Origin of the sequence: Novosphingobium decolorationis (genome assembly GCF_018417475.1) — a bacterium.
Classification (GTDB): Bacteria; Pseudomonadota; Alphaproteobacteria; order Sphingomonadales; family Sphingomonadaceae; genus Novosphingobium; species Novosphingobium decolorationis.
The window spans coordinates 2,163,424-2,175,965 of the sequence record NZ_CP054856.1; the positions used below are offsets into that span (position 1 = coordinate 2,163,424).

The following is a 12,542-nucleotide window of genomic DNA, read 5'->3' on the forward strand; positions in this document are numbered from 1 at the left end:
GGCGCAGGGACAAAGCTCCCCCCACGGCACCGTCCCTGCGTCGCACCTTCTCACACAGACGAGACCTAGCATGCGCCTTTCCCCGCTCCGTTCGCGGCGCCCATTCCGGCTGCGTTTCCTCGCCGCACCCCTTCTGGCAAGCTGCTCGCTTGCTCCGGCAGCCCAGGCGCAGGACGCCGCCGCCCGTGCAGCCCGCACGCTCGCCACCTGCAAGCCCGCCGCCCCGTGCGACAGCCCGCTGCCCGTCAAGGTCGTCGTCGTCTCGCTCTTCGAGATCGGCGAGGACGAGGGCGACACCGCGGGCGAATTCCAGCTCTGGAAAGAACGGCGCGGCCTCACCACCCGAATTCCCTTTCCGCAAGGCTTCCACGACCTTTACTACAACCCCGACACGCAGGTTCTGGGCGTGGTGACCGGGATCGGCACCGCACGCTCGACGGCCGCCACGATGGCGCTCGGCCTCGATGATCGCCTTGACCTCACCCAGGCCTACTGGCTGGTCGCGGGGATTGCCGGCATCGATCCGCAGGACGCTTCGATCGGTTCGGTCGCGCTCGCGCGCTATGTCGTCGATGGCGACCTCGCCCACGAAATCGACGCGCGCGAGATCCCGGTGGACTGGGACTTCGGCTACTTCGCACGCGGCACGCAAGGCCCCCACGACGCGCAGACACCGCTCGATCCCTCGGGCGGTGAGGTGTTCCAGATCAATCCCTCGCTCGAACAATGGGCCTTTGCGCTCACCCGGGACATTGCCCTGCCCGACACGCCCGAGATCGCACGCGAACGCGCCAGCTTTACCGGCTTTCCCAAGGCGCTGGAGCCCCCGCGCGTGCTCGAAGGCGAGCAGCTCTCAGCGATGACCTTCTGGCACGGCGCGCGCATGACCGACTGGGCCAACCACTGGGTACGGCAATGGACCGGCGGCAAGGGCGAATTCGTGACCTCCGCGATGGAGGACACCGGCATCCTCCAGGCCATGACCTACCTCGATGCGGCCGGCCGCGCGGACCGCGACCGGGTGCTGGTGCTGCGCGCGGGCTCCAACTTCACGATGCCGCCGCCCGGCACCGATGCCGCGAGCTACCTCCTTCGCGAGAACGAGGGCTACGCCGGGCTCGAGGCGGCGGTGGAGAACCTCTACACGGTGGGTTCGGTACTGGTCGATGAACTGCTGGGGAACTGGGAGCGGTATTCCCAGACAACACCCTGATGAAAGTAAAAGAGATTCAAGGGGTCATCACCCCTTGACCCCATACCCGTCGACCTCACCTTTCCCAGCCAACGTAGCTGAGACCGGTGAGGTCGACTGGTAATGGGAGCCCGAGGGCGATGGCCCTCGGAAACCCTCTTCTTCTATCCTTCAGACAGGCAAGCCGACATAGTTCTCGGCAATGGAACGCTGCGCCGCTTCGCTGCTGGCGATGTAGTCCAGTTCGGCCTGCTGCATGCGGCGCTCGAACGGGCCGTCTTCGGGGAAGCGGTGCATGAGCTTGGTCGCCGTCCAGCTGAAGCGTTCCGACTTCCACACGCGGGCAAGCGCCTTCTCCGAGTAGCCCGCAATGGCGTCGGCATCGTTGCTCTTGAAGAAGGCGAGCAGCGCCTCGGCGGCGTAGTGCACGTCGCTGGCGGCCAGGTTCAGGCCCTTGGCGCCGGTCGGCGGCACGATGTGCGCGGAATCGCCGCAGAGCATCAGGCTGCCATGGCGCATCGGCTCGAAGACGAAGGAGCGCAAAGGGGCGATCGACTTTTCGAGTGAGGGGCCACGGGTGATGTTGGCGGCGGCCTCGGGGCCGAGGCGCACGGCCAGTTCGTCCCAGACCCTCTCGTCCGACCAGTCCTCGATCTTCTCGGTCAGCGGCACGTCGACGTAGTAGCGGCTGCGCGTCTCGCTGCGCATCGAGGCCAGCGCGAAGCCGCGTTCGTGGTTGGCGTAGATAAGCTCGTGGTTGCACGGCGGCACGTCGGCAAGGATGCCCAGCCAGCCGAAGGGATAGACGCGCTCGAAGCTACGGCCGACCGATTCCGGGATGGCCTTGCGCGACGGGCCATGGAAGCCGTCGCAGCCCACGATGAAGCGGGCATCGACGCGGTGCTCCACGCCGTCCTTGGTGTAGGTGACGTAAGGGGCATCGCTCTCGATATCGAAGAGCGCGACATCGGACGCTTCGTAGACCACTTCCAGCCCGCGCTCACCCGTAGCTTCCATGAGGTCGCGGGTCAGTTCGGTCTGGCCGTAGACCATGACTTCCTTGCCGGTCAGCGCCTTGATATCGATGCGGATGAGGCGTTCACCATCGGCAAGGTTGAAGCCATCGTGCGGCAGGCCTTCGGCCTTCATCCGCGCATCGAGACCGAGACGCTCCATAAGCTGAACGGTCACCTGCTCCAGCACGCCCGCACGGATGCGCGAGAGGACATATGGCCCGTTCTGGCGTTCGAGGACGACGCAGTCGATCCCCGCCTGGCGCAGGAGATGCCCGAGGAGGAGACCCGAAGGTCCTGCACCGATGATGGCGACTTGTGTACGCATATGCCGTGCTCCTTTCCCGATGCGCGCCATGTCGGCGCTGCACATGCGGCGCGACGTGCGCGCCCTGATTGTTCTTACTCTTGACCCTGTAATGCGCGCATGGCCTCTCGACAGGAAGGGCTGGGAGCGTCACACTTCAGGTACTATTCGGACACAGGACATGGCACCCGGCACGATTCCCACCTTCCTCCTCTATGGTGAGGACCTTGGCGAAATTCCCGCCCAATTCGCGCATATTGAGACCATTGCTGCGCGAAGTTCGTTGCTCGACTGGGAAATTGGCGCACACCGGCACCTTCACAGCGTGCAGATTCTCTTGGTATCCAAAGGACAGGTCACCTTCCGCTGCGACGGCCGGGTGGAGACGCTGCAAGGCCCCTGTTTCATGGCGGTCCCGATCGGCAGCGTACACGGTTTCCAGTTCCAGCCCGACACCCGCGGTTACGTGCTTTCCCTCTCCGCGGCCTTCGTGGCGCGCGGCGTGGACGCGCATGACCCGCTGCTCCACATGCTCACCCATGGGGCGAGCGGCGAGGTCGCGCCCGGCGCTGTCGCGCGGGTCGACTGGCTGTGCCGCGAAATGCTGGCGATCCAGGCCGACTGGCGGCTCCCTTCCGCGCTGTTCCTGACGCTCGCAGAGGCGCTCGTGCGCAGCCTGGAGGCCCCTCAGAACGAAGCCCCGCCCGCCCAGTCGGACGAAGCGCGCCTCTCCGCCTTTCGCCAGCTGATCGAGCTGCACCTCACCGAACACCGCGGGGTCGAATGGTACGCGGCGCAGATGCGCGTCAGTGGCAAGACGCTCACCCGCATCTGCCAGCGTGCGGCAGGCTGCACGCCGACCGAAATGCTGCACGCGCGCCTGCTATTGGAGGCGCAGCGATTGCTCTGCTTCACCAACGCCAGCGTGGTCCAGGTCGCCAATGACCTGGGCTTTTCCGATCCCTCGTACTTCTCGCGCTTCTACCAGCGGCTGAGTGGCCGCCGGCCGCAGCAGGACAAGTCGAGCGCCACCGGGCGCAGCTGAGGCGCGGTCACGCGCCGTCCGGCCGGAGCCGCGCCACCGCCTCGCCGTCATCGCGCAGGCGCAGATAGAGGCCCTCCGCACCGGGAGCGGGCACCTCCAGGCGCTCTCCCGTGAAGCCGGGCGGAACGGAACGCGCACCGGCGAAGTCCGCGCCCTGCGCCACGGCAGCGACAAGGAACAGGTTGCGCCCCTCCAGCGTGCACGTGGCGTCCTTGCCCTTGGCGCAGGCCACCTCGTCAATCGCCGGAAGACGCACCAGCCGCGCGAGATCCTGCCAGCGCCCCGCCACGCCGTTCGCGACGAGCCGAAAGCGCAGCGGTCCGAAACTGCCGGGCGCAAGCGCGCCGGTATCGAGCCGCGCGATCAGCACGCCCGGGCTGGAGGGCATAAGCCCCGATCCGACGCCAAGGCGCACCGTCTCGGCCGTTCCCGCAAGCGCAACCTCGACCACGGTATCGCGGCCCAGATTCTGCCCCCCCGCCGCCTGGAGCGAGAAGACAAGCTCGCCGCCCGCCGGAAGCAGCTCGTCGGAGGTCAGTTCCAAGGGACGCGTGCCCTGCGCCGGTTCGGGCATGCGCACCGAGCGCGACAGAACCTGCGCATCGGGGCGCGGCGGCGCGACTGTCACCGGCAGGGTCTGCACACGCCCGTCGGCCAGCGCGATGCGGGCCTCCAGCGTGGAGCCCGCCTTGGGCATCCCGGCCGAATCCAGCGCGAAGGTCAGCACATCACGCCCATCACGGCGCTGCAATTCGCCGGGTTCGAGCGTCAGGTCCCCGAGAGCCAGCGCCCGGACCTGGTCGAGCCGCTGCCCGCTCAGCCGCGCCTCACTGTCGCCTTCGTGCACCAGGAGCGTATCGATCCGGCTTGCCTCCGCACGGCTCTCCAGCGTCAGAGCGACCGGATCGGCCTCCCCCTGAAGGTGCAGTGCCAGCTGCACCGGCCCCGGCCGTGCGCCTTCCAGCGGGACAGTCACGGCAAGGCGTTCTGTATCCTTCACCTCCCACTCCAGGCTACGGCGCGAGCCCCCTCCGGTCAGCGTGATCGCGCTGACGCAGGCGGGAGCGGAGCCCGCCAGCACCGCCACACTGTCGCGCCCGACGACGAGCGTGCCGTTGTCGCCCACCGAGTGCCAGGCCCCGGGACCGGGGCGCTGGAGCGTGAAGTCGGGCCCCTCGAACGGGGCGAAGCCCCAGTTGCCATGAAGGTGCGCGCGCAACGATCCCGAGAAGGTCGCAGGGATCGCGCGGGCATCGAAGACATAGCCGCCCCGGTCGGCGCGCGCGGAGACCGGCACGTCCACCGTGCGCCCGTCCGAGGCCGTGATGCGCAGCGCCATCGCGTGCGCGAAGTCACTTGCGTAGACCAGCGGCGCGCCTTCCACCGGCAGCAGGACGTGGCCCTGCGCGGCACAGATCGGCGCCGTGTGCGTGCTGCGCAGACGCGGCAGGACATCAGCCTCGACAGAGGGCATGCCCACGACCAGCACCGACTTGGGCTTGGTGAAGGAGGGGGCGGTGTTGAGCCGCAGAGCCAGACGGTCCGCCCGCCGCTCGGTCAGCGCGGGGAGATAGTCGAACTGCGGGTTGTTGAACGCGCCGAACAGGCGCGCGATGTCACGTGCAACGCCGATATAGGCGCTGTAGGAGCCCGAGCCGGCCTGCGGTGTCGCGCTCAGCTGCAGGGCCAGGTCGGTCGGTGCGCCTGCCAGCGTATCGGCCAGCGAACTGGTGTGGACATCGCTCAGGACCAGCGCGCCGCGTCCCTCGATCAGGCAGGCGGCCTGCTCCTCCAGCACCTTGTCGAGGCAGTCGGCCTGAAGGCGCATGCCCAGACTGGAGGCGAGCACCGGGGCGACCTTGCGCAGGGCTTCGGGGTTGCGATCCCCCTGCGCGCGGATCGAGGCCATGAAGGTTTCCAGCCGCGCATGGTCGAGCGAGGCCTCGTAAAGCTCACCGCCCGCGCGCACGAACTCGCCGGGCTTTCCCTGTACCGCATCCTCCAGAACGCCTTGCGCGCCCTGGGTACGCGGGACCATGAGCACCACCATCTGCTGCGCGCCCTCTGGCACGGTCAGCTGCAGGGTGTTGTCCTTTTCCTTGTCCTTCCAGCCCTGTCCGGTGGCGATCCAGTCGTCCGGCGGCGGGTTGACCGCGCCGCGCAGGAACGCTGCAACGAACAGGAAATCGCGCAGCTTGTCGTCAGGGTCCTCGCTTTTCGGCAGATGCAGGCTCACCTTGTCCCCGGCCAGAAGGCTAGGCACCTGCGCGGCGGGCAAGGTCGTGTCCCCGCGCGTCACCTCCATCACGAGCTCCGGCCCGCGCAGCTCGAAACCGGAGCCACCACTGCTGGCCGCATTCGCGCAGGCGCCCCAGGACAAGGCAAGCGCAGAGGCCACGCAAAGCGCGCGCGGCAGACGTCGGGAACGGAACAAGGTCAACACGGGCAAAGTCAACACAGGCAGGGGCGATCCGAAAGGGCACCGGCGCAATCTGCGCATCGGGGCCGCAGCCACGACGCCCAAGGCGCGGAAGTACAGGGAATGTCTCACACCTAGAAAGCCATATGCGGGCCCGTCAAGATGCGTGGCGATCCGCCCGTCGCGGGGGGCACCCCGCCGGGCGCAGGCGCAAGTAGGCTGCAAGGGGTCATCCCCCCTTGCCCCCAGAACGGGCGAGCTTGCCTCTCTCAGCCAGCGCGGCGCGCGAAAGGTGAGGTGGATAGTTCGGGGAGCCCGAGGGCGATGGCCCTCGGATCTGACCTTCTACCTTCTATGCCTGCGCGCGTACCTGTGCCGGGCTCATGGCCATAACCGGATCGAGCGACTGGCCTGCCATAACCCGCTGGGCGATCACGTTCAGCCAGGGGGTGATGTGGCGGAAATAGCGCTCGTACCCCCGGCACAGGTAATTGAGCCCCGCCTCCCCGTCGCGCGTGCGGGTGAAGCGATGCTTGGGGCAACCTCCCCAGCACAGGGTCAGCTGCGCGCAGGAATGGCACTTGCCCGGTAGATCGCGCCACTTGGCCTCCCCGAACGCCTGCTGGCGCGGGGAAAGGACCATGTCGGCAATGCTGTCCTTGGCAAGGTTGCCCAGGCGATAGTCGGGATAGACGTAGTGGTCGCAGGAATAGACATCGCCGTTGTATTCGCTCGCCAGGGCGTGCCCGCATTGCTTCTGGTGCAGGCACACCGCGCCCGGCTGCCCCATGTACGAGGCCAGCGCCCACTCGATGTTCATGACGAAGACGCGCCCGATATCGGCCTTGCGCCAGCGGTTGAACACGCCGACGAGAAAGTCACCCCAGGCCTCGGGCAGAACCGCGAAGGGCGCGACCTGCGGGGACTTGCCCTGCGCGGGCAACGCACCGGGACCTTCAAGGTCGAAGCCCTGCGCCGCGTAATCCCGCCCGGCCACCCGCTCGACCACAGGGGTGAACTGGATGAACTCGACACCTGCGGCCTTCAGGAAATCGTAGATCGCCTGGGGCTGGCGCGTGGAATGGCGGTCCACACAGGTCAGCACGTTGTAGTCGACACCGTGGCGCTGCAGCCGTTCCAGCGCAGCCATCACCAGATGGTGCGAAGGCGCACCCGAACGGTAACGACGGTAGCGGTCGTGGACCTCGGCCGGCCCGTCGAGGCTGAGGCCAACGAGGAAACGCTCCTCGGCCAGGAAGCGCGCCCAGTCCTCGTCGATCAGGACGCCGTTGGTCTGGAGCGTGTTGGTGACGGGTCGACCGGCGGCGTAGAGCTTCTGCAGGCGGACCGCCTCGCGGAAGAAGGGCAGGCCCTGCAAGGTGGGCTCTCCCCCCTGCCAGGCGAAGAGCGGCGTGGCCTCGGGCGGTGTCGATGCGAGCACGTTGCGTACGTAGGCGTCGAGCACGTCGGGCGCCATGCGGCGCTTGGCGGGCCGCTCGTAAAGCGCTTCCTTCTCCAGATAGAAGCAGTAGTCGCAGTCGAGATTGCAGGCCGGGCCGCTCGGCTTGGCCAGAAGGTGGAATTGCGCAGTCCGTGCCGCGCCGGTGCCCGCGCTCGTGGTTGCCTCGACCCTCGCCATGCTGCGTATTCTCCCTCGCTCCTCGCGGCGAAGACTAGCATGGCGGCGGGCCGGCAAACCCGACATGGATCAAGAAACCGCGCTTTTCCGGGAAAGCGCGCGACGCTCCGATCAGGAGTGGGCGGGAGCGCCCATATCGCCGTTCACCTCGCCCGCGATGCGGCGGCGCAGCTCGGCGCGGAACAGGCGTGGTTCGAGAATGCGCCCCACCACGTAGAGGAACGCGAAGATCCCGGTGAAGACGAAGCTGGGCGTGCGCGATTCCTCCAGCAGCCAGGCAACGCCGAGGAAGAAGAAGGGTAGGCAGAAGCAGAACATCAGCGCCGGGCTGTGCATGTCCCAGGCGATCGAACGGCCCTCGCCTTCGTGGCGCACGTTCAAGGTGCCGCTCTTGTAGATCGACATCTTGTCCTGCGAGAGCGGATCCTTCTTGTGGAAGGTCAGAGCATCGTTCTCGACCTCGTAGTTTGTGCCCGCCACCTGAAACAGGCTTTCAAGGCGCGCGAAGATCTCCGAGGCGGGCGCGGCGGTGTCGAGCGGGAGCGACCCGCGCACGCGCCAGAGGGTGTCGATAAGGGGCAAGTTCACGCGAAGGGTACTCCCGCAATGGCGTACGGCGGACATGGCTGTCCTGCGGACCGGCGCACCGGTCCCGAAAAGCGATAGGGGCGCAGGCGGGCGCCCCGCAAAGGGCGCCCGGCCGGCATCATTCGGCAGGTACGGTCGAACCCGAGGCGCCCGGATGCAGGCGACGCTGGACGAACGCCTTGCTGGTCTTCCAGGCCTCGGTGAAGGGATAGTGCATCTGCTCCCAGACCGACATGCGGCGGCCGCCTTCCATGCCCAGCACTTCCGCCTCGCCATCGACGCAGGTGCCGAAGATACGATCAAGGAAGATGTAAGTGTTGCAGTAATTGCTGCGGCTGCCCTCGAAATCCTGCGAGTGGTGCACGCTGTGGTGTTCGGTGGTGTTGAACACATAGCCCCACCAGCGCGGCGTGTTGAAGCGGATGTTGGCGTGCTGGTAGATGCTGATCGCCATACCCAGCGAACCTGCGAGCAGCGCGGCGCGCGGCAGGAAGTCGAAGAAGCCACCGATGCCAAGGCCGATCAGGAAGATCTCGATCGGGCTGCCGATCGATCCCTTGTTGATGTTGAGCTGGGTAATGTAGTGGTGCACCGAGTGGGTCAGCCACAGCGGGTACCAGTTGTGCATGCCGCGGTGCATCCAGTAGTAGCAGATGTCCGCGAAGAGCGTGATCAGGAAGGCCTGCAGCAGGAGCGGCATGTCCGTGAACCAGGCGAACTTTTCCCAGTTGAAGGCCGCCAGGATGTGTTCGGCCCAGACATCGCTGCCAAAGTGCTTACCCACCGCGCGGATCAGCGTGTAGGCGATGGCGACGTAGAACAGGTCGACGACCAGTTCCTTCCAGGTAAGACGCCAGCTCTGGTAGCGCGGGCTCACCCATTCCAGCACGTAGAGCAGCGCCTTGAAGCCGATGCCGATGCCGATTGCGGTCGAGGTCTTGGCAATGGAATCGGGCGCGTACATCCAGAACAGCACGAGCGCGACAAGCACCGCGGGCTGAAACCAGGTGAAGATGAAACGCTTTACCGGGCCACCCTCGACCCGGCCGAGGTTTTCCCAGCCGATAGTGACGGGAGAGTCAGCCCCGATGATACGTTTTCCTACGCGAACTCCGTCCATATTACCTACCCCCGTAATACGCAGCCAATCGTTCTAGTAATACTGAATACAGGTATCGTAATAATCGATTCCGCAGCTGTCCATGCCCAATTGGGCCTGGAGCGCATATTATTGCCGCAGCACTGTTTTTTCCGGTTTTCTTGGTGCGCCGAAAGGCACCTGCAGGCACAAAATGCGCAGAATCCCGAAGTTTGCGCCCGACCGCTTTGCCGGCCGGATCGCCCGCTCCCTAAACGCCAAGCGTCTCACGAAGGCCCTTTGCGCGCAAGGCCGGGCCGACAAGCCCTTGGACCGCCGTGCAAACCCGACCGTTCGGGCACCTCCACACAGAGCTGATTCGCGCGCGCCCGCGCGTGAGGGTCCCGCGCGCGGCGTGTTCGGGCGCATGGCCCCGGCCCGGCATGCGCAAAGGCAATTGCCGCCCCCCGCCTGCCCGGTTAGGCTCGGATAAACCGGCGCCGCGCCGTCGCGCGGGACCGGAGCGCCCCCGCGACAGCGAGCAAGGATGCCATGACACTCGAAGACCAGGCCCGCACGGCCCTGCGACGCGGCGACATCGCCGGAGCCGCCACGGCCGCGCAGACTCTCTGCCAGAGCGAACCCAGCCATCCCGCAGGCCCGTTCCTGGCCGGAATGGCCGCGGCGGAAAGCGGGCAATTCGGCAAGGCGCTTCCCCTGCTTCAGCGCGCCGCGCAGATGGCACCCGGGAACGCCGAGTATCTCGCCCAGCTGGCCAAGACGCTGATCCTGCTGCGACGCGACGGCGAGGCCGGCGAAGTGGCCGCGCGCGCGCTGGCGCTCCCCTGCACGGATCCGCTCGCGCTCGACACGCTGGGCTGCGTGCTGGCGCGGCTGGGCGACCACGAAGCCTCGCTTGCCCCTTTCACCCGCGCGGTGGACGGCGCGCCCGACAACTTCGACTACCGCTACAACCTTGCCGCAGCGCTGGGCTTTACGGGAAAAGTCGAGGAGGCCCGTACGCATTACGAGACGATCCTCGCCGCCGATCCCGGCAATGCGCGGGTGCATTACGCCCTCTCGATCGTGGCGCGCCAGACGCGCGAGGCCAACAATGTGGCGCGCCTTGAAAACGTGCTCGCCAGCGACCCGCCGCCCGGCGACACGCTGCGCCTGCGCTACGCGCTGGCCAAGGAACTGGAGGATATCGGCGCCCCGGCCGAGGCCTTTGCCCAGCTTCACGCCGCAAACACCGCGCACAAGCGCGCGACGGGCTATGACTTTGCGCAGGACGCGGCCATCTTCGAGGCGCTCGAAACGCTCTTCCAGCGCACCGACACCGCGCTCGCCACCCAGCCGGGCTGCCCCGATGCCGCTCCGATCTTCGTGGTCGGCATGCCGCGCACGGGCACCACGCTGGTCGACCGTATCCTCTCCTCGCACCGCGACGTGGAGGCGACCGGCGAGCTGCAGGCAATGCCGCTGGCGGTAAAGCAGATGGCCCGCACGCCCTCGCGCCAGGTCATCGATGCCCCGACGATCGCGGCAAGCGCGAACTGCGCGCCCGCCGCCATCGGTGAGGCCTACCTTGTCCGCGCGCGCCATCATCGGCGCAGCAAGACGCCCCGCTTCACCGACAAGCTGCCCGCCAATTTCCTTTATATCGGCCACATCCTGCAAGCGCTGCCGAATGCCAGGATCGTGTGCCTGCGCCGCGGCGCTATGGACACGGTCTGGAGCAACCTGCGCAATCTGTTCGCCACGACGTCGGCCTACTACGCCTATTCCTATGACCTCATGGACACCGCCCGCTACTACGCGCGTTTCGATGCGCTGATGGCGTTCTGGGAGACGCGTTTTCCGGGACGGGTACTCCAGTTCGGCTACGAGGCGCTGGTCGATAACCAGGAGGAGGAAACCCGCCGTCTCCTGGCCCATTGCGAGCTCGACTGGGATGCGGCCTGCCTCGACTTTCATCGCAACACCGCCGCCGTCGCAACGCCCAGCGCCGCACAGGTGCGCCGCACGCTCAACCGCGACGGGATCGGGCGCTGGAAGACCCACGCCGCCGACATGGAGAAGGTTGCCGCCTTCTTCCACGCGCGCGGCATAGCGCTCAACTGAACATCCTTACCCAGCCGGCACACGAAAAGGGCGCGGAGACTGAAGTCCCCGCGCCCTCTCGTTCCAGGAGCCGTCAGCCCGGCCCTGCGCTTTAGAGCGGTTTTCGACCGTTCTGAATCGGTCTGGGATTCCCTTCGGGCGCGATTTCTGATTCAGAATCCGTGCTGGTGAAGGAGGCCGGCATGGATGGCTCTTTCGATGGATTTGCGCACTCGGCTGTTGGCAGCGGTGGACAGTGGATCGAGTTGCCGTGCTGCGGCGGCCCGGTTCGGTGTTGCACCATCAACGGCGGTCCGTTGGCGGGCACAGCAGCGCGAGACGGGTGACATAGCCCCAAAGCCGCGCGGCGGGGATATGCGCTCGCGGCGGGTGGAAGAGCGGGCAGCGGACATTCTGGCCATTTGGGAGGAGCGCAGGGACATCACCCTCGAAGAACTACGTCTGGCGCTTGCGGACAAGGGAATGGCCGTTTCCGTAGCCGGGCTACATCGCTTTTTTGTTCGCCGTGGCCTGACGCGCAAAAAAAGACAGGCCATGCGATAGAGCAAGATCGACCAGACGTCCTGAAACAGCGTCAGGACTGGTTCGAGGGTCAACTCGATCTCGAACCGGAGCGCCTGGTCTTCATCGACGAAACCTGGACCGCGACCAATATGACCCGCAGCCACGGACGTTGCCCGAAAGGCGAGCGACTGCGGATGGGCTTCCCGCACGGGCACCGCAAAACCACCACTCTCGTCGCTGGCCTGCGCATGACTGGCATGGTCGCGCCCATGGTGCTCGATGGACCGATTAACGGTGACTGGTTCGAAGCCTACGTCGCTCAGGTCCTCGTCCCGGAACTGCGGCCCGGCGACGTCGTCATCATGGACAACCTGTCGAGCCACAAGCGCGCATCGGTGCAGGTGCTCATCGAGGCTGCAGGCGCAACCCTGCGCTTTCTCCCGCCCTACAGCCCAGACTTCAACCCGATCGAGAAAGCGTTCTCCCGCTTGAAGGCCATGCTCCGTAAAGCGGGCGAGCGAACGGTCAGCGGCCTGTGGAGCTTGATCGGCAAACTCGTCGATATCTTCCAGCCTCAGGAATGCGCCAACTACTTCAGATCGTGCGGCTATGAACCAGAATGATCGAAAACTG

General features: G+C 66.5%; 9 protein-coding genes. 4 read left to right on the plus strand and 5 right to left on the minus strand.

The annotated features are described in order from the left end of the window. The first annotated feature begins 70 nt into the window (after positions 1-70). A complete protein-coding gene (locus tag HT578_RS09935; RefSeq protein WP_213503829.1) occupies positions 71-1,213 on the plus strand; it encodes a purine nucleoside permease in 1,143 nt (380 codons plus the stop codon). A 150-nt stretch (positions 1,214-1,363) separates the two neighbouring features. Here the strand turns inward: HT578_RS09935 and pobA are convergent, their stop codons facing one another. Then, complete coding sequence (gene pobA, locus HT578_RS09940) at positions 1,364-2,533, minus strand: 4-hydroxybenzoate 3-monooxygenase (RefSeq protein WP_213503831.1); 1,170 nt, start codon at positions 2,531-2,533, stop codon at positions 1,364-1,366. 160 nt (positions 2,534-2,693) lie between these two features. On the opposite strand from pobA, the gene HT578_RS09945 reads away from it, so the two are divergent. Then, a complete protein-coding gene (locus tag HT578_RS09945) occupies positions 2,694-3,557 on the plus strand; it encodes a helix-turn-helix domain-containing protein (protein ID WP_213503833.1) in 864 nt (287 codons plus the stop codon). 7 nt (positions 3,558-3,564) lie between these two features. Here HT578_RS09945 and HT578_RS09950 read toward each other — a convergent pair whose 3' ends face one another. From HT578_RS09950 to HT578_RS09965, 4 genes are all read right to left on the minus strand, one after another. Continuing rightward, positions 3,565-5,955: a hypothetical protein gene (locus HT578_RS09950; protein ID WP_239026578.1), complete on the minus strand. Its 2,391-nt coding sequence runs from the start codon at positions 5,953-5,955 to the stop codon at positions 3,565-3,567. Between the two features lie 373 nt (positions 5,956-6,328). Further along, positions 6,329-7,615 carry an anaerobic sulfatase maturase gene (locus tag HT578_RS09955; protein WP_213503836.1) on the minus strand — a complete coding sequence of 429 codons (1,287 nt, stop codon included), beginning with the start codon at positions 7,613-7,615 and terminating at the stop codon, positions 6,329-6,331. 111 nt (positions 7,616-7,726) lie between these two features. Then, positions 7,727-8,203 (minus strand): hypothetical protein, encoded by a 477-nt coding sequence (locus HT578_RS09960; RefSeq protein ID WP_213503837.1) that lies wholly within the window; start codon positions 8,201-8,203, stop codon positions 7,727-7,729. 118 nt (positions 8,204-8,321) lie between these two features. Beyond that, on the minus strand, positions 8,322-9,323 hold the full coding sequence (locus HT578_RS09965; protein ID WP_213503839.1) for a sterol desaturase family protein: 1,002 nt from the start codon (positions 9,321-9,323) through the stop codon (positions 8,322-8,324). A gap of 510 nt (positions 9,324-9,833) precedes the next feature. On the opposite strand from HT578_RS09965, the gene HT578_RS09970 reads away from it, so the two are divergent. Together HT578_RS09970 and HT578_RS09975 are read left to right on the plus strand one after the other, a co-directional pair. Beyond that, on the plus strand, positions 9,834-11,405 hold the full coding sequence (locus HT578_RS09970) for a tetratricopeptide repeat-containing sulfotransferase family protein (RefSeq protein ID WP_213503841.1): 1,572 nt from the start codon (positions 9,834-9,836) through the stop codon (positions 11,403-11,405). A gap of 186 nt (positions 11,406-11,591) precedes the next feature. Further along, positions 11,592-12,532 (plus strand): IS630 family transposase gene (locus HT578_RS09975; protein ID WP_235054464.1). Its coding sequence is split into 2 segments (ribosomal slippage): positions 11,592-11,937 and positions 11,937-12,532, totalling 942 coding nucleotides; the frame shifts between segments, so codons are not numbered across the junction. Positions 12,533-12,542 lie beyond the last annotated feature (10 nt).

Excerpts from the sequence above, each read along its gene's own strand:
- pobA (WP_213503831.1), bottom strand. The coding sequence starts at position 2,533 with ATGCGTACACAAGTCGCCATCATCGGTGCAGGACCTTCGGGTCTCCTC.
- HT578_RS09945 (WP_213503833.1), top strand. The coding sequence starts at position 2,694 with ATGGCACCCGGCACGATTCCCACCTTCCTCCTCTATGGTGAGGACCTT.
- HT578_RS09955 (WP_213503836.1), bottom strand. The coding sequence starts at position 7,615 with ATGGCGAGGGTCGAGGCAACCACGAGCGCGGGCACCGGCGCGGCACGG.
- HT578_RS09970 (WP_213503841.1), top strand. The coding sequence starts at position 9,834 with ATGACACTCGAAGACCAGGCCCGCACGGCCCTGCGACGCGGCGACATC.
- HT578_RS09965 (WP_213503839.1), bottom strand. The coding sequence starts at position 9,323 with ATGGACGGAGTTCGCGTAGGAAAACGTATCATCGGGGCTGACTCTCCC.
- HT578_RS09935 (WP_213503829.1), top strand. The coding sequence starts at position 71 with ATGCGCCTTTCCCCGCTCCGTTCGCGGCGCCCATTCCGGCTGCGTTTC.